Below are 21,376 nucleotides of genomic sequence, written 5' to 3' on the forward strand. Positions count from 1 at the left end.
TGTTTTTAGATCAATTTTTAAAGGAATTTTTTATGTTGGCACATGATGCTGATTTAGAATTGTTTCGCGACAATTTCCGCCGCTTTCTGGCTGAAAACATCAAGCCTCATTATGAGCAATGGGAAAAAGAAGGCATCATGCCACGTTCCGTCTGGAATCAGTTGGGTGAAAATGGTTTCCTGTGTGTTGACATGCCAGAAGAATACGGTGGTTATGGTGTACCAACCAATTATTCCCTGATGTTGGTTGAAGAAGCGGCGCGTGCCGGTTATGGCTCACTGTCTACCGCCATTTCCGTACACTCTGAAATTGCTGCACCCTACATTTTGCACATTGCCAACGAAGAGCAAAAACAACAGTGGATTCCAAAAATGGTTTCCGGTGAAGTGGTTGGCGCGATTGGCATGACCGAGCCGGGGGCTGGTTCTGACCTGCAATCGTTGCGCAGTAGTGCCATTTTGCAAGGCGATCATTATGTGCTTAATGGTTCCAAAACCTTTATTTCTAACGGTCAACATGCTGACTTGGTTATTATTGCGGCTAAAACTGATCCGGCTGCGCGTGCCAAGGGTGTATCCCTGTTGCTGGTAGATACGCATCTAGAAGGCTTCAAGAAAGGCACCAACCTTGACAAGATTGGTCTGCACTCACAGGACACCTCTGAGTTGTTCTATGACAACGTAAAAGTACCTGCAAATCAGTTGCTGGGTAATGCCGGTCAGGGCTTTGCCTATATGATGCAGGAATTGCCACGTGAGCGTCTGGGTATTGCGGTTACTGCGCTGGGTGCAATTCTGGGTGCGATTGACGTGACGCTGCAATATGTAAACGAGCGTCAGGCGTTTGGTCAGCCGATTGCCAAATTCCAGAACACCCGCTTTGTATTGGCGCAGGCCAAGATCGAAGCACAGGCAACTCAGGCATTTGTGAACCAGTGTATTGAACAATACATGGCAGGTCAGCTTGATGTACCTACGGCTGCGGCTGCAAAAGCGTATACCACTGACATGCAGTGCAAAGTTGCCGATAACCTGCTGCAATTGTTTGGTGGCTATGGATATATGACTGAATATCCAATTTCACGTTTCTATGTAGATGCGCGTATTCAGCGCATTTACGGCGGCACCAACGAGATCATGAAAGAAATCGTTGCCCGTGAAATTCTGGGCCGTTAATTAGTCTACTAATCTGCATGGCGTTAAACTGGGCAAAGGTCTGGTTTAACGCTTTTATTATTTAAAAGTTATTGAAGAAGTATAAATTTTAGAATGGAGAAAAATTGCACATGAATTTGCTTGATCCTTGGTGGTCAGTTGAAAAAGAAGATGCAGATTATCATAAAACTTTTATTCAAGAGCTGCAGATTGAAATTCCATCTGGCCATAAAATTTTTGAGTTACCCGTAAAAATGCTAGCTAGAGGTAGCGGAGATGATACACTTTTTGAGATTGATGACGGTTCAAAACGCGTTGCTGTAGTGCATTTAACCTGGGCAAAACAAGTCGAGCACTTACCATATCCTCTTACTACAATATATGAAAATTTAGATGAATTTTTTCAAAGCTGTATACTTCCACAGCATGAGCTGTGGAAGTACGAATGATACAACCTATACACAGCAATTAAATTATATGAAATGACTTAAGAGTAGTTGAGGTAGAACTTTGATTAAATTGCCAATATTTGATACAGGCCAGTATAATGGCTGTGAGCTTTTAATGAAAAATGGGGAAGCTAAACTGATCATTAAATTTTTGGAATTAGCTGATTTTAGTATTACTTTTAGCAAAGTTAGATGGCACCAGTTTACTGCCTTACCAAATTGTACGACTGTACAAATAAATAGTTCTTATTTTAGACTCACTAACTTTGAAAACTCTCCAGAACTGAAAATTTTTTTAGCTAGCGATAAATCTCCACTGAAAGCTTATAAAGAGCTTCATCATTACTGTATTTTTCTTGATGAAACAGGATGTCATGAGTTCTTCGCAGAATCCGCATGTATAGCTGTTTGAAGTATAGATACCAGCTTGACTTGCAGCTAAAAACGTTTAAAAAAATAAGATTAAATTTTAAACAATTAAGTCAAGCGTACTTATAGTAAGTGTCACTAGGTTCTAAGATTACTAAAACTTAAACCGCGATACACAGGTTGATAATGTGTTATTTACCGTATTGGTAATCAGTGTAGCGCGTGCATTCGGATCAATCGCTGCCTGAGCCAGTTCAACCATCGTTACATTTTTGGAAGCCTCGGTACTCACACAGCCGCAAATCTGATTTTCAACATCCTGTTTTTTCTCAGTGGTTAATACGCTGGTCAGGACTTTATATTCAGTACGGTTATTGAGCTGGGTGCGGCAGGTTTGATCAACTGCAGACTGAAACACGGCCATGCCAATATTATTGGCCGTGGTCGCAGTCGGGTTCATGGTGCCATCAGTGGCGCAAGCAGTCATAAACACAACGGGAAGCAGGCAAATTAGCTTTTTCATGGATTCATTCCGTATCAGAAATATTAAATAGCAAAAATTTTAATTCAAATAAACCATCAAACGCGGAAGTCTTCACCCAGATAAACGCGTTTTACTGTTTCATTGGCGAGAATTTCCTGCGGCGTACCTTCGGCAATCACTGCCCCTTCACTGACGATATAAGCCTTTTCGCAAATTGCCAGTGTTTCGCGCACATTATGATCGGTAATGAGTACACCAATACCACGCGCTTTTAAACGTTCAATAATGTGCTTAATATCACCCACAGAAATCGGGTCTACACCGGCAAAAGGTTCATCCAGTAACATAAATTTAGGCTCAGCAGCGAGCGCACGCGCAATTTCAGCACGGCGGCGTTCACCACCAGAGACGCTCATACCCAATGAATTACGAATATGCTGGATATTAAATTCATCCAGTAATTCTTCAAGGCGTGCTTGCCGCTGCGTTTTATTCAGATCACTGCGGGTTTCCAGAATGGCCATAATATTTTGCGCAATAGTGAGCTTGCGAAAAATCGACGCTTCCTGAGGCAAATAACCAATACCACGGCGCGCGCGCTGATGCATGGCCAGTTCTGACAAATCCTGTTTGTCCAGAAAAATTGCACCCTTGTCCATTTTTACCAGCCCAACCAGCATATAGAAACTGGTGGTTTTGCCCGCGCCATTTGGCCCCAAAAGGCCTACAATCTGGCCACTTTGCAGGCTAAAGGAAACATCCTTAACCACCAGACGCTTATTGTAACTTTTTGCCAAATGTTTAATGGTCAGCGTTTGAATGGCAGCATCAACAGGTGCGCCGGAAGGAGATAAAGCAGCAGTTACAGCCATTTAAAAGTCATCCTTCCTTAATTACTTTTTACTTTGCTTTGATTCTGGGTGGCAGAAGGGGGAATGATGATTTGTATGCGCCCCTGACTACCACCAGAGGCTTCAATATCGCCACCACTAATGCTGTAACGTAGCGTGTTGCCCCGGAAGCTGGCACCATCCTGGAATAAGTAAGCCTTGCCAGTCATGGTAATAATGCCCGTTTCGGAATTATAAACAATGGTCTGACCTTCACCACGGGCAATGCCTTTTTCAGCACTAATCTGCTGCTGAAACTTGGCAGGACGGCCTTTGGCAGTTACTTGCTGAATCTGTCTGTTTTTATTTAGGGTAGCGACCAGAGAGTCGGCCTGAATCTTGATTGTCCCCTGCTGAATAATGACATTACCGGTATAGGTAGTAATGCCAGTTTTTTCATTGTAGGTGGCACGGTCAGCTTCAAGGGTAATGGTCTGGCTGCTATCACTGGGTAGGGCAAGTACTGGAGTTGCCGTCCATAGGGCAGCACTCGCTACGAGAAGTGCCAGACCACTGTGCTGCATGGCTTTAATAAACGGGACAGTGGTAGTGGCTAAACGGAATTTAGGAGCCGGAAGCAGGTGCATATTGTCCTCGGATACGGAATAGATTGTATTGACCCTGATCAAGATTAGCATTCAAACCCTGACTGCTAAATTGTCCCTGATTAGTTTGAATTAAAACAGGTTGATCTGTTTCAATCCGGTTTTGTTTTGGATAACCGGTGAGCTGATTTGTAGTAAAGGTAATGGCAGCCTGTTCGTTACTGGCCAAGCGGTGGGCACGAACATTGCCTGTTAGAATCACTTTTTCATTGTTGTTGTAACCAATAGCCTTGTCAGCGTTAAAAGTTGCAGCAGGCTGGCCTTGCTGATACCACGTAGTTTGCAGTTGCTCCAGTTCAGAACGATTTTCCTGTTCCCAGCGTTGCAGTTTGCTCGCTGTAGTGGTGGCTTCCAGTTGCCCGGTTTCTGTGGTTTTTAGCAAATGAATATTGGTGGCATTGTAGGACAAATCCTGATTATTCTCGGCATTTAAATGTGCTGATTTACCACTATAAAAATAAAACAGGCCACTTACCACCGCAATGCCCAGGGCAATGACATAGAGCAGTCGTGTATCCATAATTTTAAAACCCCAATACGAAAAATACGGGCCTAGACAGTTTAATGATGCGACAAAAACTCTTGCAGCAAGTCGGCATATACACCTTTGGCATGCAATAGCACATCACAGAATTCACGAACCGCGCCACGACCGCCATAAGCCTGCGTAATCAGGTTAGCACGCCTACGGACTTCTTCATGGGCATTGGGCACAGTAATGGCAAGCCCCGCAATTTGCATGGCTGCCAGATCTGGCCAGTCATCACCCATATAGGCACAATCTTCTGGAGTAATCTGTAATGTTTGGCAAACTTCGCGCAGGGCAATGCCTTTGTCCTCACGGCCCTGGACCACCAAGTCAACACCCAGGCTTTGCATCCGGTTATTAACAATGTTACTGCTGCGACCAGTAATGACCGCTACTTTGATACCAGCCCGCTGTACCAGCTTCATGCCCAAGCCATCGCGTATATCGAATGACTTGATTTCTTCGCCGCTGTTGGTAAAGCTTAAAAAGCCGTCACTCAAAATGCCATCAACGTCCAGCACCAGTGCCTTGATATGACTGGCACGTTCCCTTACGCTAAATGATGCCATTAGTTGACTCCTGCACTGATAATGTCATGCATGGTAATAATTCCAATTAGTTCTTCGGCATCATTCACCACCAGAAACTGGCTGATTTTTCTGTGATTCATCAATTCCAGTGCTTCCACTGCACGGACATCGGCGGTAATGGTTAAAGGTGTTTTGGTCATGATCTGCTCAATAGACGTGCTACCTTCAATCGAACTCATTTTTTCAAAGGTGCGGCGTAAGTCACCATCAGTAAACACACCCAGCACGTGATTTTTTTCATCAACCACTGCCGTCAAACCCAGTCGCTTGCTGGTCATTTCCAGCAGGGCTTCATGCAATGAGGTATTGGGCAGAATTTTTGGTAATTCGCGGCCTTTATGCATGATATCGCTAACATGCAGCAATAAGCGCTTGCCTAATGCACCTGCTGGATGGGAGCGGGCAAAATCATCAGCAGTAAAACCACGTGCTTCCAGCAAGGCAACGGCCAGCGCATCTCCCAGCGCCAGTGTGGCAGTGGTACTGGATGTGGGGGCAAGACCGAGCGGGCAGGCTTCCTTGGATTCACCCAGCGTTAAGGCAACTTCAGCCAATTGTGGCATGGGGCCACGGTCATCCCGGCTAATGGTAATCAGTGGAATAGCATTACGCTTGACCAGTGGCATCAGCATCATGATTTCATCGCTTTTGCCGGAGTTGGAAATAGCAACCAGTACATCACCCGGCACCAGCATACCCAGGTCACCATGACCTGCTTCACCGGGATGCATAAAAAACGAGGGCGTACCGGTTGAGGCCAATGTGGCAGCAATCTTGCGGCCGATGTGTCCGGACTTGCCCATGCCAGTAATGACCACACGGCCTGTGCAGGCCAGAATCAGGTTGCAGGCTTTGACAAAACGTGCATCAATTTGGTTCGCCAGTACGCTAAGCGCCTGTTGTTCAGTCTGAAGGGTAGCAAGGGCACTATTTAAAAAATCCTGTGAGGCAAAATTAGACTGGCTTGCAGACACGTGTACACCTTTCATTAATGTATTTATTGCAATATCACTTATATAGGCAGTAATTATTGCAAAGCAAGCCTAATAACACAAAGCAATATTTTTGTTTAATGGTTGTTAAAAAAAAGCCATCAGGTATGATTTGCTGTTTTCCCGTGTCAATCCATAAATTTTATTGTGAGTTCATCAATGAAGTCGTTTGTACTGTACAACTCCGAATTACGCCGTAAGGTTGAATTTGCACCTCTGGTTTCCGGGCAAATTGGACTCTATGTCTGTGGAATGACAGTCTACGATTACTGCCATATTGGTCATGCCCGTGTCATGGTGGCGTTTGACTATGTGGTACGGTTTTTGCGCTCGCAAGGCTGGCAGGTGAATTATGTGCGCAATATCACCGATATTGACGACAAGATTATCAAGCGTGCTAGCGACAACAATGAAAGCATTGGCGAGCTGACCTCACGCTTTATTGATGCCATGAATGAAGATGCGGCGCGTCTGGGTTGCTTAGCCCCGGATCAGGCACCACGGGCCACCGAATATATTGACCAGATGCAGGGTATGATTGGTAGCTTGATCAATAAAGGCCATGCTTATAACGCCAATAATGGTGATGTTTATTATGCGGTAGAAAGTTTTGAAAAATATGGTCGTCTGTCTGGACGTAAACTAGACGATATGCAGGCAGGTGCCAGCGAGCGTGTTGACGTAGAAACTGACAAGAAAAACCCGTTTGATTTTGTGCTATGGAAAGCCGCCAAAGCCAGTGAACCGGCATGGCAATCGCCGTGGGGCAATGGACGTCCCGGTTGGCATATTGAATGCTCTGCCATGTCTACCTGCTGCCTGGGCAATACTTTTGACATTCATGGTGGTGGCGGTGATTTACTATTCCCGCACCACGAAAATGAAATTGCACAAAGTGAAGGTGCAACCGGCGAAACTTATGTAAATAACTGGATGCACGTGGGTTTTGTCAATGTTGATGGCGAGAAAATGTCCAAGTCGCTGGGCAACTTCTTTACCATTCGTGATGTGATGCAAAAATTCACGCCGGAAGTAATCCGCTACTTTATTGTGTCCAGTCATTATCGCAGCCCGATCAATTTTTCCGATAGCGCTCTCAAAGATGCCAGACAGTCACTATCACGTTTTTATCTGGCGCTTAAAGAAGTCGACAATAACATCATTGCCCAGCAAGTCATGGCACAGGTCAATTCAGAACAGATTCAGGCGCATCCTTGGACTGAGCGATTTAACGAAGCCATGTCGGATGACTTTAATACGCCAGAAGCCTTGGCAGTGTTGTTTGAGCTGGTGCGTGAAATTAATCGTGCCCTGAAACATGAACAGTTTAGAAACGAGGCGATTTTAGCCGAACAGCACCGGGAAGCGGGGGTGTTGGGTGCTGTGCTTAAATATCTCGGTGATATTTTGGGCTTGCTGCAACAACAGCCGGATGTGTTTTTAAAGTCCAGTGCGGATGAAGCAAGTAGTAATGGTTTTTCAGAAGATGACGTGCTAGCTGCCATTGAGGCACGCAAGCAGGCCAAGGCCAATAAGGACTTTGCAGCGGCCGACCGTATTCGTCAGGAGTTGCTGGCGCAAGGCATTATTCTGGAAGATAGCAAAGCAGGCACCACGTGGCGTCGTGCTGACTAAGGCGGACAGGAGCAGGGTGAAAAAATATTCAAACAATAATTGAGTTATGCAAAAAAAGTTGACAGCTCTTTATTTTTGAATAAAATGCCACTCACCAAGTCGCCAAGCAGTCTAATGCTTACTTGTGACGAATTAATGAATATGCGGGAATAGCTCAGTTGGTAGAGCACAACCTTGCCAAGGTTGGGGTCGCGAGTTCGAGTCTCGTTTCCCGCTCCATTTTAGAACCAGCCCCAAAACTGGTTCTTTTTTTTACCTGTAAAAAGTATAAAAAATATTCTTAATCTAACTTATGATTTTAATATAGATAGAAAAAATGAAAGCAACATTAATGAATGAGTTAAATGAGTTGCAAACTATTTTAAGAGTTTATAAATCTGAACCAAAAACGATAGTCAAATTCATCGTACTTCATAATATAGTAGATCATGCTTATACAGTAGTGTGCGGTAATTTTTTCTATGAAAATTCAACAAGTGAAGAATACATAAGTTTTGAAAAGCAAACTGTAGAGCTATTATTAGATTTCCCACCAATTGAGAGAATTGATTGGTTTAAGAGCGTCAGTGAAGCAGTTGAACATCATATGCTTACGTTTAATTAACCCGTAATTGTGCTAAATTTTTGCATTTTCAATAATAATCTAGGCTATAAAAGAAGCGCAAAGAATGATTTCATTCTAAATCTAGCTTATGTACATTTTATAATTTTTATATCAGTATTATTTTTAAGCATCATAACGATCGCGTAATTCTTTTATATCAGTTTTTATGATATTGGGAATAAAGGGTTATTTTTTATGATGAAGGGAATATAGGTATAATAAAAGATTAGCTTTAAATTATTTGATCTATTTTATTGATTTTTAATAGAAATTTTCTAAAAAATATTTTTAAAGTGTGAAATTTAATTCAGTTAAAAAATAAAGAGTTATCGTAATTTTAGTAAAAGTATAAAAGAAAAATATTTCAGTTTTATTTCAAATCAACGATTATTACGCCGATTTCATTCCAAAGCAGAAGTTGCGAATGCCTCATTCAAAAATTCATGCCCCGGCGCACTGGCTATTTAAGCCCTTCGTTGCGCTTGTTGTACTCAGTGGTTTGATCTATGTTGCCATTCAGCTCAATGCTGATCTGGCCTCTCAAAACCCCATTCCCATGATTTCATTTGTAATGCTTGGTCTTGCGCTTATGGTTGCGCTAGGTTTTGAATTCGTCAATGGATTTCATGACACCGCCAATGCGGTAGCCACCGTAATTTATACCAATGCCATGCCACCTCATCCTGCAGTAATCTGGTCAGGATTTTTTAATTTTCTGGGTGTTTTACTGTCCAGTGGTGCCGTGGCTTACGGTATTTTAGCGTTATTACCCGTTGAGCTAATTCTCAATGTAGGCACCAATGCCGGATTTGCCATGATTTTTGCCTTACTGATTGCGGCAATTATCTGGAACATGGGCACCTGGTATTTTGGGATTCCAGCATCCAGTTCCCATACGCTGATTGGTTCCATTGTAGGTGTTGGCCTGATGAATCAGTTGCTGGCACCACCCAATATTGCGACCAGTAGTCTGGACTGGACTCAGGTTGCTAAAGTGGGAACTGCATTGATTGTTTCCCCGATTATCGGTTTTACAGTGGCAGCACTGGTATTGCTAATCTTGCGTAAGGTGCTTAAGAGTAAGCCTGATTTATTTACGCCGCCGGAGGGTGATGCACCACCGCCATTCTGGATTCGGGTATTGCTGATTCTGACCTGTACTGGTGTTAGTTTTGCACATGGCTCCAATGATGGGCAAAAGGGCATGGGCTTAATCATGCTCATCCTGATTGGAATTGTGCCATTATCCTATTCACTCAACCGCACGATGGATGAAACACAGGCGCAAACCTTTGCGGCCATTTCAGAAAAATCCTCAAGCCTACTGGCGGATAACCGTTATATCAGCATGCAGGATGACCATGCGCGCGATGTAGTGACGTTGTATTTGCAGCATCATCAGCAGACACCTGAGCTATTGCAGGCCATTAGTGTGCTGGCTCATGAAGTAGGTTCGGATGTGGCGCGATTTGGCTCGTTAAATAATGTGCCACACGAGGAAACCCGTAACCTGCGTAATGACATGTATCTCAATGCCACAGCCTTAAAGCAGCTTTCCAAGGAGGGCGGCTTAAAGCATTTGAATGATGTAGACCAGCAAATGCTGAAGGCCTACCGTGAGCAACTGGATAAGGCTACCCAGTTTATTCCAATCTGGGTAAAGGTCGCTGTTGCGATTGCGCTTGGCATGGGCACGATGGTGGGCTGGAAACGTGTAGTGCGGACAGTGGGCGAGCGTATTGGCAAGCAACACCTGACCTATGCACAGGGCGCGTCTGCAGAAGCTGTCGCCATGACTACCATTAGTGTGGCAGATATGTTTGGTATGCCCGTGAGTACCACACAAGTAGTTTCCAGTGCTGTCGCGGGAACGATGGTCGCGAACAAGGCAGGCTTGCAGGTAAAAACCATTAAGATGATTTTATCTGCATGGTTACTCACGTTACCAGCTTCCATTATATTGTCTGGTTGTCTGTACTGGTTATTTCGTCAATTCGTATAGTTTAATCAGATTGTCATAAAAACCCCTTAAATCTTTAAGGGGTTTTTTTATGGCGGCAAATTTTTTGTTTCATCAACTTGTCATATTAGTGTCATGTTTGCCTTTCACAATACCTGCAAGCCAGTAAAGCTGCATTAATTGATTAGCGGCTTTAATTTTAAAAGCAAAATAGAGGTCGACATGAACCGGATTAACCGTAAATTAACCACGACATTACTTGTTGCAGCAACAATGGGGATGACCTTCACTGCCAATGCAGCGCGCGATACCATTCAGATTGCTGGTTCTTCCACTGTACTGCCGTATTCCAGCGTTGTTGCTGAGCAGTTTGGTCAGGCATTCCCACAATTTAAAACGCCGGTGGTGGGTTCTGGTGGTTCAGGCGCAGGCATCAAGCAATTTTGTGAAAGTGTTGCGGAAAATTCTCTGGACATTGCCAATGCCTCACGTCCCATGAAAACTACTGAAATTGAAACCTGTAAGAAAAATGGCGTAAAAAAAATTCAGGAAGTAAAAATTGGTTATGACGGTATCGTGTTTGCATTTGATGCCAGCAAAAAACCTTTTAATTTAATGCCTTCTCATTTGTATGCTGCTCTGGCTGAAAAAGTACCTGGTAAAAATGGCAAGCTAATGCCAAATCCATATACCAACTGGAATCAGATCAGCAAATCTCTGCCTAATCAGGAAATCGTTCTGATTATCCCGGGTTCCAACCACGGTACACGCGAAGTATTTGAAGAAAAAGTACTCAAAACAGGTGCTGATGCTTATGAATATTTCCATAAGGACAACCTGAGTGATACTGACGAAAAAGCAAAAACGGCAATTCGCAAAGATGGCCGCGTGATTGAAATCGCAGGCGACTACACCGAAACGCTGGCGCGTCTGGCGTCAAACAAGAATGCAGTTGGTGTTTTTGGTCTGGGCTTCTACGATGCGAACCGCGACAAGCTAAAAGTGGCGAGCGTAAAAGGCGTGATTCCAAATGAGCAAACGGTTGCTTCTGGCAAATATCCGGTATCTCGTCCACTGTATTTCTACGTGAAGTCTCAACACATTGGTGCTGTTCCAGGAATTTCTGAATACACCCAGTTTTTCTTAAGTGAAAAAGTATCAGGTCAGGGTAGCCAGCTGAACAAAGCCGGTCTGATTGCCTTGCCTAAAGCTGAACGCGCTAAAGTGCTGGCTGACTTCAAAAAAGGCAAGTCGCTGTAATTGATTAGATTAAAGCTGGGGGTTGGGTAGCAATCCCCGATTTTGTCATGTCAACAGTTAAAAACAGTACTCAAAACTAACGATTAAAAAGTTACCAACTAAAAACTGTCGATTAAAAGCGATCAACTGAAATTTATCACTTGAAAGCGAGTATTTGAAGGCGATTACATGAAAAGCATGAAGTGTCATCTGGCATGTTACACCTGCAGGGACACAGGCTGTTGTGACATATTGGTGGAGCAGTTATGAATCTCTTATTGTTGGGTGGTTTGCTGATCCTCATGGCGGTGGCATATACACTGGGGTTAAAGCGCAGTAAGACATTGGCCGGTAGTAGCAGGAATTCCAGCCAGTTACACTCAAGACCAGGCTATTACGCAACGCTGGTTGCACTGTGGTGTGGTGTTCCAGCGCTTCTGGTTTTAATTTTATGGTCATTTTTTGAGCCGATAGTAACGCGCCATATAGTGGAACAAGCGCTTCCTGCTCATGTGGTTGCAACCTTGCAAGGAGCACAGTGGGATGCCTTGCTTGAGCGTTTAAAAAATATTGCGACGGGTTATGGGGTGGCTGACCAGCCAGAAGCTTATGAGCTAAAAGCCGCAGCAGCGCTTAAATCAGTGTTGACGATTGCACCGCTGGCAAAACTGGCTGTTGTGTTTGCAATCGCTGCAGCCGGACTGTCTTATGCATTACGTAAAATCGTGCCGCAATTACGCGCGCGTAATATTGTTGAAAAATTTCTCAAAATTGTATTGGCACTTTGTTCGGGAGTTGCTGTGCTGACCACGCTTGGCATTGTGTTGTCAATGTTCAGTGAAGCACTGCATTTCTTCAAGTTCGTTAATCCGGCAACTTTCTTTTTTGGCACAGAGTGGAGTCCGGGCTTTAGCGCAAATGGACAGGCAACCGGTGGATATGGTTTGCTACCACTACTGTGGGGCACGCTGATGATTAGTTTTATCGCGATGCTGGTGGCAGTCCCGGTGGGCTTAATGGCAGCGATTTATATGGCTGAATATGCCACGCCACGTTTCCGTAATTTTGCCAAACCGGTGCTGGAAATTCTGGCAGGCATTCCCACGATTGTTTATGGGGTGTTTGCACTACTGGTGGTTGGCCCGTTACTGCATTATCTGGGTAGTCTGGTGGGCGTGAATATCAACGCCACCTCTGCACTGACTGCAGGACTGGTAATGGGAATCATGATCATCCCATTCATCTCATCCTTGTCTGACGACATTATTATTCAGGTGCCTCGCTCACTAAGAGATGGTTCTTTGGGCTTGGGTGCTACCAAATCGGAAACCATTAAAAACGTGGTATTACCCGCAGCATTGCCCGGCATTATGGGCGCATTTTTATTGGCAGTAAGCCGTGCTATTGGTGAAACCATGATTGTGGTTCTGGCGGCAGGGAATAGTCCGCTGCTGCATGGTAATCCATTTGCGGCGGTGTCTACCATTACGGTAACCATTGTAAACCAGTTAACGGGTGATACGGACTTTGGCAGTCCGCAAGCACTGGTGGCATTTGCGCTTGGTCTTACCTTGTTTGTTATTACGCTGGGGTTAAATGTGATCGCGTTAATCATTGTGCGCAAATATCGGGAGCAATACGAATGACCACTTCTTCTATTACGCCTGATCGCCTGAATGACGGTTCAAATGGTAATAAAGCGGGCAAAGACAGATCTGCTGCTGAAGCACGACGCAGAATCATTGAGAAATCATTAACCAAAAGGCATAGCCGTGAAAACCTTTTTCGCAGGTTAGGCCTTGCTGCCGTATCTCTTGGCCTGCTGTTTGTTGCCTTGTTTTTTGTCAGTATCTTATGGCGTGGTTTACCTGCATTCTGGCAATCTGCAATCCCAGTCAATGTGTATTTTGATCCTGCAATTGTTCAGGTGCCTGCACGTCCGGTTCAAATGGCCAATGAAACGCCCGCAGATTTTAAAAAGCGTGATCTGGCATGGCAAGGGCAATTGGGACTGGTGGATTGGGATGCGCTGATTGTTAATAGTCTGGTCGCTAAAAATCCAAAAATTGCGCCTGAGCTTAAAGATCCAGCCAAACTGGCGGCACTGAACCAGCAAATGGCCGACAATCCTGATGCATTTACTGAAGAAAGCTTGGCAGCCAATCCTGCTTTAGCCGCACAGGTGAAAGTTTCGGAAACTGCTGATAGCAAACGTGCCAGTTTGATTAGCCTGTTTGAAAATGGTGAAGGCTATCGTCTGCGTGATCTGGTCAAGAATGATCCCTCACTGATTGGCAAAAGCCAGAACGTTTCTTTATGGGCAGCAGCCAATGTAGATGTATGGCTATCCGGGAATATTGATCGCAGCCTGCCGGACGAGCAGCAGCAGTTATCGCCAGAAGTACGCCAAATCGCTGATCAGTTACAAGCCGAAGGTGTGATCCAGAATAAATTCAATACCCCATTATTTTTAAATCCTGATTCACGCAATGCACCAGCAACCAGCGGTTTAGCCGGTGCTTTCGTCGGCACGCTATACATGATGCTGATTGTACTGATATTTACCATCCCTGTTGGGGTGGCCGGTGCAGTGTATCTGGAAGAATTTGCTCCTCGCAACCGCTTAACCGATCTGATTGAAGTCAATATCAATAACCTTGCGGCAGTACCTTCCATTATCTTTGGTTTGCTGGGTGCTGCAATTTTTATCAGTGCATTTGATCTGCCACGTTCCGCACCGCTGGTTGGTGGCCTTGTATTGAGTCTACTCACCTTGCCAACCGTAATTATTGCAACACGGGCATCATTGCGTGCTGTTCCACCATCAATCCGTCAGGCTGCACTGGGTTTAGGTGCATCCAAAATGCAAAGCGTATTTCATCATGTATTGCCGCTGGCAATTCCAGGTATTTTGACGGGTGTAATTATTGGCTTGGCGCATGCACTGGGTGAAACAGCACCTTTGCTGTTAATTGGCATGAAAGCATTCGTGGCCTCTGTTCCGCATTCACCCCTGGAGCCTTCAACCGCGCTACCCGTACAGGTGTATTTGTGGCAAGGCAATGAACTGCGTAATTTCTTCGAAGCGCGTACCGCAGCAGCCATTATTGTATTGCTGGCCTTGCTGATTAGCTTAAATGGTCTGGCAATCTGGTTGCGCAAGAAGTTTGAAGTCAGATGGTAAGCAGTCAATAACCCGTTTAATAGGTGTTAAAATGAATATGAGTGCGGCTTTAACCAGCAAGAACACAGTAGCAAAAAATGTGGATTCCACCATGAATGAGAAACAACAACTGGAGCAACTGGAAAACACCAGTGCTCACCCTGTGCCACCGATGCATTTTGATGTTCAGGCGCGTCCTGAATTGGGTCAACCATCTAAGGCAAAAGCACAAAACACCAAAATCAGCGCCTCTGATGTCCATGTGTATTATGGTGAAAAAGAGGCCATTAAAGGGATTGACTTAAATATCTATGAAAACGAAGTCATTGCTTTTATCGGGCCATCAGGTTGTGGTAAATCAACATTCTTGCGCACGCTGAATCGTATGAATGACACGATTGATAGCTGCCGGGTCACCGGAAAAGTACTCATGGATGGCCATGATATTTATGATCCGTCACTTGACGTGGTGATGCTGCGTGCGCAGGTCGGCATGGTTTTTCAAAAGCCCAATCCATTTCCAAAATCCATTTTTGACAATGTGGCTTATGGTCCCAAGTTGCATGGCTTGGCTAAGGATCGCTACGAGCTGGATGAAATTGTTGAAAACAGCTTGCGCCGTGCGGGCTTGTGGGAAGAAGTAAAAGACCGTTTGAATCAGCCGGGCACAGGGTTATCAGGTGGCCAGCAACAGCGTTTGTGTATTGCACGCACCATTGCAGTAAGCCCGGAAGTAATCCTCATGGATGAACCTTGTTCAGCACTTGATCCGATTGCAACGGCCAAGATTGAAGAGTTAATCAGTGAGTTATCCAGCCAGTATACCATTGCAATTGTAACGCACTCCATGCAACAGGCTGCGCGGGTGTCAACACGTACCGCATACTTTCATCTGGGTGAATTGATTGAAGTCAACGCCACAGAAAAAGTATTTACCCAGCCGGATCATCAGCTTACCGAAGCCTACATTACCGGACGTTTCGGTTAATCCCTAAAAAGCATTGCATTGTAATGACAAAATAATGATACATAGCTAACGTGGAGCAGCATAAGCTTTAAAGTCATCTGGATGGAATGAGCTGGTTGCTCCCAATTCTTTTAGCATTTCCCTGGCGGTTTGTTGATCTGCTGTGAGCCATTCCATGCGCAAATGAGCTGGAATGACAACAATAGACCTTTTTTCATCCTCAGGGGCATGAAAATGCTTCATTAGCGAATGCTGGTCTGCATTTACCGTAAGCATGGTCATGGAACGCACCAGTTCATCATGCTGCTGGGCTAATTCATACAGCGCTGCAACCGTAAATGGTTGATCATCGTTGCGTTCGATGGCCCAACGCTCGGGTTTATTGTTTAAATAGCGCGGCTCATAAATGCTTTCTACCGCAACCAGCGCAAACTGATGGTTGCGCCATGCCTGCCTGAAACTGGGTTTCTCTGCTACAGTTTCCAGTCGTGCATTGTAGGTATGCCGACTAATTTTGGAATCTTCTGCCCATTTGGGAATCAAGCCAAAAATAGCTTCACGCCATTCCATATGATTTTTATGCTTCACCAGTATAGGACTGTTATAGCCGGGATAAACCTCGCTTTTATAATCAAACGTCGGTGGAAATAAGTCCAGAATTGGCGAAAGTTCGGGGCGTAGCGGTTTAAAATTGGCACACATGACAGGAAAATACTGGATATGATTTTCAAGTGTGGCATAGCTTAAAGCCAAGCGCCATGCCAGTTGAAAGACAGATTGATGAAAAATAAATCAACCTTCTAAAAACTTTATGTTTTGCCTTTGCACCTTGAAAGACATGGTGTATTATCTGCCCGCAATGTAACTGATCTACTTGATAAAATTATTTTTAGTTTTTCAAGAGATTTGTCAGTACAAATCAAGGGCCTATAGCTCAGTTGGTTAGAGCAGCGGACTCATAATCCGTTGGTCGACAGTTCAAGTCTGTCTGGGCCCACCATAATTATCAATAACTTAAGCTCCTGACTGCCTATCTTTTAACTTAATAATTTTCTGTGTAAGCGTTATATAAACGTAAGCTTAAATCTGATTTTTCACTCATTTTTAACATCAAATTTTGCAAAAATCCTCAATCAGCCAGAAAGTTTCTGTAAAATAACCTCCTGAAAAATGCTTAATCAGTTTGGATGTTTCTTTTAACCGGATTCTGGATTAATCCTAAGCCTTTTTATGAAACTTCATTGTTTCAAATCTCCGTTATATCCCAGTATTTGCAATCTTAAGTATCCGTGGTGATGCCTAAGAGTTTTAGGTGCCAACATGGAAATCAAAGTCAATTATCTCGATAACCTTCGTCAGGAAGCCAAGTTTGATGACTTTACGGTAATTGCCGATCAACCCATCCGCTATAAGGGTGATGGCTCAGCCCCTGGGCCTTTTGACTATTTTCTGGCATCTTCTGCGCTTTGTGCTGCCTACTTTGTCAAGGTTTACTGTGCAGCACGTCAAATTCCAACTGACAACATCCGTTTATCACAAAATAATATTGTTGACCCTGAAAATCGCTATAAACAGATTTTTAAAATTCAGATTGAACTGCCAGCCGATATTTCTGACAAAGACCGGCAGGGCATTTTGCGCTCTATTGACCGCTGCACTGTCAAAAAGGTGATTCAGGCTGGCCCGGAATTTATCATTGAAGAAGTCGAAAGCATTGACGCTGATGCGCAAGCGCTATTAATGCCAAGTCTAGCCTCGGCAAGCAGCACTTATATTGCCGGCAAAGACCTGCCGCTGGAACAAACCATTGCCAATATGTCGGCTATTTTAGCCAATCTGGGCATGAAGATTGAAATTGCATCGTGGCGTAATATTGTTCCCAATGTGTGGTCGCTACATATCCGTGATGCCCAGTCACCCATGTGCTTTACCAATGGGAAAGGTGCAACCAAGGAAAGTGCATTGGCATCAGCCTTAGGCGAATTTATAGAACGCTTAAACTGCAACTTTTTCTATAACGACCAGTTCTGGGGCGAAGATATCGCCAATGCAGATTTTGTGCATTATCCCGATGAAAAATGGTTTAAGCCGGGTAAAAAAGATGCGTTACCTGCCGAGATTTTAGATGAATACTGTCTGGAAATTTATAATCCGGATGGCGAGCTGCGTGGCTCGCATTTGTATGACACCAATTCTGGCAATACCAAACGCGGGATATGCTCACTGCCGTTTGTGCGCCAGTCGGATGGAAAAACAGTTTATTTTCCATCCAATTTAATTGAAAATCTGTACTTAAGTAATGGTATGAGTGCAGGCAATACACTGGCTGAAGCGCAGGTACAGTGCTTGTCGGAAATTTTTGAACGTGCGGTAAAGCGTGAAATTCTGGAAGGCGAGATGACACTGCCCGATGTACCGCAGGACGTACTGGCCAAATATCCGGGTATTGTGGCAGGCATTCAGGGGTTGGAAGAACAGGGTTTTCCTGTACTGGTCAAAGATGCCTCTCTGGGTGGCAAGTTTCCCGTGATGTGTGTGACCTTGATGAATCCGCGTACTGGTGGTGTATTTGCTTCATTTGGCGCGCATCCAAGCCTTGAGGTAGCGCTGGAACGTAGTCTGACTGAGCTGTTGCAGGGCCGCAGTTTTGAGGGATTAAATGATTTGCCTCAGCCAACCTTTAGTACGCATGCCGTTACTGAACCCAACAATTTTGTTGAGCATTTTATTGATTCCAGCGGTGTGGTGTCGTGGCGCTTCTTTAGCGCAAAAGCTGACTTTGAGTTTGTTGAATGGGACTTTACCAATCAGGGTAAACATTCCAACAGCGATGAAGCAGCGGCACTGTTTGGCATCCTTAAAGACATGGGCAAGGAAGTTTATATGGCTGTGTATGAGCATTTGGGTGCAAGCGCTTGCCGTATTCTGGTGCCGGATTATTCAGAGGTTTATCTGGTTGAAGACCTGATCTGGGATAATACTAATAAGGCACTGTTATTCCGCGAAGATATCCTGAATCTGCATATTCTGGACAAAAAAGCACTGAAAAAACTGCTGAAGCGTCTGGAAGACAGTGATCTGGACGATTACACCGAAATCAGCACACTGATTGGTATTGAGTTTGATGACAACACAGTCTGGGGTCAGCTTACCATTCTGGAATTAAAGCTGCTGATTAGTCTGGCATTGCAAAAGTTTGAGGATGCAAAAGAGCTGGTAGAAACTTTCCTGCAATATAATGACAACACGGTTGAGCGTGGCTTGTTTTATCAGGCTTTAAATGTAGTGCTGGAAGTGCTATTGGACGACGATCTGGAACTTAAAGATTATGAGGTTAATTTTCGTCGAATGTTTGGCAACGAGCGAATGGATGCCGTACTGGGTTCCGTGGATAGCAGCGTCCGCTTTTACGGCTTAACACCCACCAGCATGAAACTTGAAGGGCTTGACCGCCACCAGCGCTTGATTGACAGCTATAAAAAACTGCATGCGGCACGTCGCAAATTGGTAGCTTTATCAAATTAATTAAATCCAGACATGGCTTGGGATAATCCTAATAGGTTTTACCTAAGCCACGCTTTGGAAAGTTTTATTCACTCAGGTCAAATAAGATGAAAAATGCATTACACGAAAATGCATTAATTCACATGCCAAAATATTTGTTCACCTAAAGTTTATTGAATCACTATCAAATTTTTAGCAATGATGAGTAAATGATAAAACCAAGGGAAGCAGCCAATGGAAGTGGTATCCATCTGTGAGAACTGCAAAAACCTGATGCTCAAATCGATGGAGCCATGCCGGTTTTGTGGCTTTAAGCGCAAAGATTATGGCAGCGCTTTCGTGGTCTTTATTGTGATTTTAATGGTTTTGGTGCTGGTATTAACCATTTTTGGCATGCGGAATTTCAAGCACCCAGACGAGAACCAGCCTTCTAATCAACAAACTACCAGCACCCCAACAAAAAAATAATGCTATTTCTCAAAACAACCAGAGCTCACTTTTCAGACCTGTTTATTTCTTAAAATAATGATTATTTCTACAAGCATAGTGAATCGATAAAAATAAATTTAATGAGTGTGCAAACCCGGGCTAAATGATAATTTTAAAGCTTTCAAGATGCTAAAGGCTAAAGGCTAAAGGCTAAAGGCTAAAGGCAATTGGCAGGCTTGGGTAATCCGGCCAGTCTGGCCAAAGTCCGTGCAACCAAACCGGTCTGAAAATCCTGCATAAGCTGGGCATTACTAATCTGCTCACCCAGTTCCTTGATTAAAAACTTGATGAGTGGTCGGGTGGCTGGTGCATAACCAAACTGCTGGTAAAATTTTTGTACGGCAAACAGGATGGTTAAATGGGCAGGGGTGAGGGTTAAACCTTCTTTTTGTGCCATGATTTGCGCAATTTCCGGCGTCCAGTCCAGATAATTTTGCAAATGACCATCCTGATCCAGCAGGAGTTCATGTTCAGAAGTGATATGATTCATGCGCTATAGTCATTGCTGTAAAGTAATAAATAGAAAAAGCAGGGCCTTCATAGTTTAATCTGTAGTGACTCATTTCCAGGTGATATGCCGCTTATGCAGCAATACCAGTTGTGCCCATTCATCATAGCTCAGGATTTTATATTCTATTTGCTCAGGCGGAAAACCTAAAACATCCAGATCAGCCTGTAAGACATAAATCTGATTAAAGCCTGTCAATCGCTGGTCAAAAACACCCTGTGCTGCTGGGCCAAGCAATATCAATGCATCATCCGGTTGCCATAATGCACTGATTTGCTCAATACAGTTTGCCCATAAGCTGGGTGCATGGCAAATTTGATGCAGTGTGGATGAAGTGGCTGTACTCATAATATTACCTGTAATGAATTATTCTAAATACCAGATCAAAAGAGTTTACCAGTACAGCACCTGATTAAACTGTGCGAGCAGGGCAGGGTTCAAATTGACCAGTTCATATTCAATAGACGTTTTTAAATGCTGAAGCTGTGCTTGCTGTTTTTGACATACCCAGACGGGCAGCAAGTCATAGAATTCAAAACTTTCTACCATGCCATATGCTGATTTGAAAGGTGGTGAGCTGCTCATGCTAATAGCTGTATGGTGAGGTGCCTGAAGCAGGGAAATTGCTTCATTAATCAGGCAAACCTTGACATTAAGGCCAAATGTGGCGAGCACCATAGTGGCCGACAAGGCTTCCAGCAAGGTTTGGCCAGAAGCTGCACCCTGACTAAAAATTACTAAAACGGATTTCACACGACTTGCCTCAGTTTAAAATCAATTTGAATTGCTGTGTTCTGAATTGTTGCGTTCTGGAACTGCTAGAACTGAAGGGTACGTTCGGCGGCCATCATTGCATCAGCCAGCTCTCCCAAACCTGCCAGGCGAAATCCCGACAGCAGATTGGCGGTGCTGAGCTGGTGGCGCTCGGCATTGTCCAGATCAGTAACGCCGCGGTTCAGGGCAGCACTAACACATACAGGTAAATCAATACCCAAGCTTCGCCATTGTTGTCCCAGATTGGGTTCATCCTGTGGACGCCAGCTTAAGGCATTTGCAATTGTTACGGCATCCTGATAAAAGAAAACCTGAACAGTATGTTGGACTTGAATCAAAGACTGAGCAAGTCTAAACGCATGCCATGCAACAGGATGAGTACCTGGCTGTGTTAACAAAAGTAGTGTCATGATGGTCATGATTCCAACATAAAAATTCATCTATGATAGTGCTGTTAAGCATTTTAGAATA

The 21,376-nt window shown here is 44.2% G+C and carries 21 protein-coding genes, 2 tRNA genes and 2 pseudogenes; 14 read left to right on the top strand and 11 right to left on the bottom strand.

What is annotated here, in order from left to right; all coding sequences use genetic code 11:
• The first annotated feature begins 32 nt into the window (after positions 1-32).
• From Q337_RS0104000 to Q337_RS0104010, 3 genes are all read left to right on the top strand, one after another.
• Complete coding sequence (locus Q337_RS0104000; RefSeq protein ID WP_026470495.1) at positions 33-1,175, top strand: acyl-CoA dehydrogenase family protein; 1,143 nt, start codon at positions 33-35, stop codon at positions 1,173-1,175.
• Positions 1,176-1,285: 110 nt separating this feature from the next.
• On the top strand, positions 1,286-1,603 hold the full coding sequence (locus tag Q337_RS0104005; protein ID WP_026470496.1) for a hypothetical protein: 318 nt from the start codon (positions 1,286-1,288) through the stop codon (positions 1,601-1,603).
• Between the two features lie 61 nt (positions 1,604-1,664).
• Positions 1,665-2,015, top strand: a complete 351-nt coding sequence (locus Q337_RS0104010; RefSeq protein ID WP_156935695.1) for a hypothetical protein — start codon at positions 1,665-1,667, stop codon at positions 2,013-2,015.
• Positions 2,016-2,126: 111 nt separating this feature from the next.
• Here the strand turns inward: Q337_RS0104010 and Q337_RS0104015 are convergent, their stop codons facing one another.
• From Q337_RS0104015 to Q337_RS0104040, 6 genes are read right to left on the bottom strand one after another with little or no spacing between them, the layout of a single operon-like run.
• A complete protein-coding gene (locus Q337_RS0104015; protein ID WP_026470498.1) occupies positions 2,127-2,495 on the bottom strand; it encodes a hypothetical protein in 369 nt (122 codons plus the stop codon).
• A 56-nt stretch (positions 2,496-2,551) separates the two neighbouring features.
• Positions 2,552-3,328 (bottom strand): LPS export ABC transporter ATP-binding protein, encoded by a 777-nt coding sequence (gene lptB, locus Q337_RS0104020; protein WP_051526542.1) that lies wholly within the window; start codon positions 3,326-3,328, stop codon positions 2,552-2,554.
• A gap of 17 nt (positions 3,329-3,345) precedes the next feature.
• Entirely contained in the window at positions 3,346-3,870 is a 525-nt protein-coding gene (gene lptA, locus Q337_RS0104025; protein ID WP_407636761.1) for a lipopolysaccharide transport periplasmic protein LptA, read from the bottom strand.
• A 40-nt stretch (positions 3,871-3,910) separates the two neighbouring features.
• A complete protein-coding gene (gene lptC, locus Q337_RS0104030; RefSeq protein ID WP_026470501.1) occupies positions 3,911-4,471 on the bottom strand; it encodes an LPS export ABC transporter periplasmic protein LptC in 561 nt (186 codons plus the stop codon).
• 41 nt (positions 4,472-4,512) lie between these two features.
• Positions 4,513-5,049 (bottom strand): KdsC family phosphatase, encoded by a 537-nt coding sequence (locus tag Q337_RS0104035; RefSeq protein ID WP_026470502.1) that lies wholly within the window; start codon positions 5,047-5,049, stop codon positions 4,513-4,515.
• Positions 5,049-6,044: a KpsF/GutQ family sugar-phosphate isomerase gene (locus Q337_RS0104040; protein WP_026470503.1), complete on the bottom strand. Its 996-nt coding sequence runs from the start codon at positions 6,042-6,044 to the stop codon at positions 5,049-5,051. The genes Q337_RS0104035 and Q337_RS0104040 overlap by 1 nt, the downstream gene beginning before the upstream one ends.
• 177 nt (positions 6,045-6,221) lie before the next feature.
• On the opposite strand from Q337_RS0104040, the gene cysS reads away from it, so the two are divergent.
• The 8 genes and pseudogenes from cysS to pstB form a co-directional block, all read left to right on the top strand.
• Positions 6,222-7,697: a cysteine--tRNA ligase gene (gene cysS, locus Q337_RS0104045; protein ID WP_026470504.1), complete on the top strand. Its 1,476-nt coding sequence runs from the start codon at positions 6,222-6,224 to the stop codon at positions 7,695-7,697.
• A gap of 143 nt (positions 7,698-7,840) precedes the next feature.
• A tRNA-Gly gene (locus Q337_RS0104050) sits at positions 7,841-7,916 on the top strand.
• 97 nt (positions 7,917-8,013) lie between these two features.
• Positions 8,014-8,301: a hypothetical protein gene (locus Q337_RS0104055; RefSeq protein WP_156935696.1), complete on the top strand. Its 288-nt coding sequence runs from the start codon at positions 8,014-8,016 to the stop codon at positions 8,299-8,301.
• Between the two features lie 424 nt (positions 8,302-8,725).
• Positions 8,726-10,303: an inorganic phosphate transporter gene (locus tag Q337_RS16695; RefSeq protein ID WP_051526544.1), complete on the top strand. Its 1,578-nt coding sequence runs from the start codon at positions 8,726-8,728 to the stop codon at positions 10,301-10,303.
• Positions 10,304-10,483: 180 nt separating this feature from the next.
• Positions 10,484-11,521 (top strand): substrate-binding domain-containing protein, encoded by a 1,038-nt coding sequence (locus tag Q337_RS0104065; protein ID WP_407636744.1) that lies wholly within the window; start codon positions 10,484-10,486, stop codon positions 11,519-11,521.
• A gap of 245 nt (positions 11,522-11,766) precedes the next feature.
• The gene (gene pstC, locus Q337_RS0104070) at positions 11,767-13,146 is read left to right on the top strand and encodes a phosphate ABC transporter permease subunit PstC (RefSeq protein ID WP_026470507.1); all 1,380 of its coding nucleotides are present in this window, start codon (positions 11,767-11,769) and stop codon (positions 13,144-13,146) included.
• 107 nt (positions 13,147-13,253) lie between these two features.
• Positions 13,254-14,684 (top strand): annotated as a pseudogene (gene pstA, locus Q337_RS0104075) (phosphate ABC transporter permease PstA); the annotation flags it as partial.
• A gap of 211 nt (positions 14,685-14,895) precedes the next feature.
• A pseudogene (pstB, locus tag Q337_RS0104080) lies at positions 14,896-15,651 on the top strand (phosphate ABC transporter ATP-binding protein PstB); the annotation flags it as partial.
• 45 nt (positions 15,652-15,696) lie between these two features.
• Here pstB and Q337_RS0104085 read toward each other — a convergent pair.
• On the bottom strand, positions 15,697-16,332 hold the full coding sequence (locus Q337_RS0104085; protein ID WP_026470510.1) for an SOS response-associated peptidase: 636 nt from the start codon (positions 16,330-16,332) through the stop codon (positions 15,697-15,699).
• 221 nt (positions 16,333-16,553) lie between these two features.
• Here Q337_RS0104085 and Q337_RS0104090 point away from each other — a divergent pair.
• From Q337_RS0104090 to Q337_RS0104100, 3 genes are all read left to right on the top strand, one after another.
• Positions 16,554-16,630, top strand: a tRNA-Ile gene (locus Q337_RS0104090).
• Positions 16,631-16,950: 320 nt separating this feature from the next.
• On the top strand, positions 16,951-19,155 hold the full coding sequence (locus Q337_RS0104095) for an OsmC domain/YcaO domain-containing protein (RefSeq protein ID WP_026470511.1): 2,205 nt from the start codon (positions 16,951-16,953) through the stop codon (positions 19,153-19,155).
• Positions 19,156-19,368: 213 nt separating this feature from the next.
• Positions 19,369-19,602 (top strand): hypothetical protein, encoded by a 234-nt coding sequence (locus Q337_RS0104100; RefSeq protein ID WP_026470512.1) that lies wholly within the window; start codon positions 19,369-19,371, stop codon positions 19,600-19,602.
• A 178-nt stretch (positions 19,603-19,780) separates the two neighbouring features.
• On the opposite strand, the gene Q337_RS0104105 is transcribed toward Q337_RS0104100, so the two are convergent.
• The 4 genes from Q337_RS0104105 to tusD form a co-directional block, all read right to left on the bottom strand.
• Positions 19,781-20,113: a TusE/DsrC/DsvC family sulfur relay protein gene (locus Q337_RS0104105; protein ID WP_026470513.1), complete on the bottom strand. Its 333-nt coding sequence runs from the start codon at positions 20,111-20,113 to the stop codon at positions 19,781-19,783.
• Positions 20,114-20,182: 69 nt separating this feature from the next.
• Positions 20,183-20,479 carry a hypothetical protein gene (locus Q337_RS0104110; protein ID WP_026470514.1) on the bottom strand — a complete coding sequence of 99 codons (297 nt, stop codon included), beginning with the start codon at positions 20,477-20,479 and terminating at the stop codon, positions 20,183-20,185.
• Between the two features lie 45 nt (positions 20,480-20,524).
• The gene (locus Q337_RS0104115) at positions 20,525-20,884 is read right to left on the bottom strand and encodes a DsrE family protein (RefSeq protein WP_026470515.1); all 360 of its coding nucleotides are present in this window, start codon (positions 20,882-20,884) and stop codon (positions 20,525-20,527) included.
• Between the two features lie 65 nt (positions 20,885-20,949).
• Entirely contained in the window at positions 20,950-21,318 is a 369-nt protein-coding gene (gene tusD / locus Q337_RS0104120; protein WP_026470516.1) for a sulfurtransferase complex subunit TusD, read from the bottom strand.
• Positions 21,319-21,376: the final 58 nt, after the last annotated feature.

Source organism: Alkanindiges illinoisensis DSM 15370, assembly GCF_000619845.1.
In the GTDB taxonomy this organism is placed as follows: domain Bacteria; phylum Pseudomonadota; class Gammaproteobacteria; order Pseudomonadales; family Moraxellaceae; genus Alkanindiges; species Alkanindiges illinoisensis.

Bases quoted from the DNA above. Each gene is read 5' to 3' on its own strand.
- Q337_RS0104000 (WP_026470495.1), top strand. From the start codon at position 33: ATGTTGGCACATGATGCTGATTTAGAATTGTTTCGCGACAATTTCCGC.
- Q337_RS0104005 (WP_026470496.1), top strand. From the start codon at position 1,286: ATGAATTTGCTTGATCCTTGGTGGTCAGTTGAAAAAGAAGATGCAGAT.
- Q337_RS0104015 (WP_026470498.1), bottom strand. From the start codon at position 2,495: ATGAAAAAGCTAATTTGCCTGCTTCCCGTTGTGTTTATGACTGCTTGC.
- lptB (WP_051526542.1), bottom strand. From the start codon at position 3,328: ATGGCTGTAACTGCTGCTTTATCTCCTTCCGGCGCACCTGTTGATGCT.
- lptA (WP_407636761.1), bottom strand. From the start codon at position 3,870: ATGCAGCACAGTGGTCTGGCACTTCTCGTAGCGAGTGCTGCCCTATGG.
- lptC (WP_026470501.1), bottom strand. From the start codon at position 4,471: ATGGATACACGACTGCTCTATGTCATTGCCCTGGGCATTGCGGTGGTA.
- Q337_RS0104035 (WP_026470502.1), bottom strand. From the start codon at position 5,049: ATGGCATCATTTAGCGTAAGGGAACGTGCCAGTCATATCAAGGCACTG.
- cysS (WP_026470504.1), top strand. From the start codon at position 6,222: ATGAAGTCGTTTGTACTGTACAACTCCGAATTACGCCGTAAGGTTGAA.
- Q337_RS0104055 (WP_156935696.1), top strand. From the start codon at position 8,014: ATGAAAGCAACATTAATGAATGAGTTAAATGAGTTGCAAACTATTTTA.
- Q337_RS16695 (WP_051526544.1), top strand. From the start codon at position 8,726: ATGCCTCATTCAAAAATTCATGCCCCGGCGCACTGGCTATTTAAGCCC.
- Q337_RS0104065 (WP_407636744.1), top strand. From the start codon at position 10,484: ATGAACCGGATTAACCGTAAATTAACCACGACATTACTTGTTGCAGCA.
- pstC (WP_026470507.1), top strand. From the start codon at position 11,767: ATGAATCTCTTATTGTTGGGTGGTTTGCTGATCCTCATGGCGGTGGCA.
- Q337_RS0104085 (WP_026470510.1), bottom strand. From the start codon at position 16,332: ATGTGTGCCAATTTTAAACCGCTACGCCCCGAACTTTCGCCAATTCTG.
- Q337_RS0104095 (WP_026470511.1), top strand. From the start codon at position 16,951: ATGGAAATCAAAGTCAATTATCTCGATAACCTTCGTCAGGAAGCCAAG.
- Q337_RS0104100 (WP_026470512.1), top strand. From the start codon at position 19,369: ATGGAAGTGGTATCCATCTGTGAGAACTGCAAAAACCTGATGCTCAAA.
- Q337_RS0104105 (WP_026470513.1), bottom strand. From the start codon at position 20,113: ATGAATCATATCACTTCTGAACATGAACTCCTGCTGGATCAGGATGGT.
- Q337_RS0104110 (WP_026470514.1), bottom strand. From the start codon at position 20,479: ATGAGTACAGCCACTTCATCCACACTGCATCAAATTTGCCATGCACCC.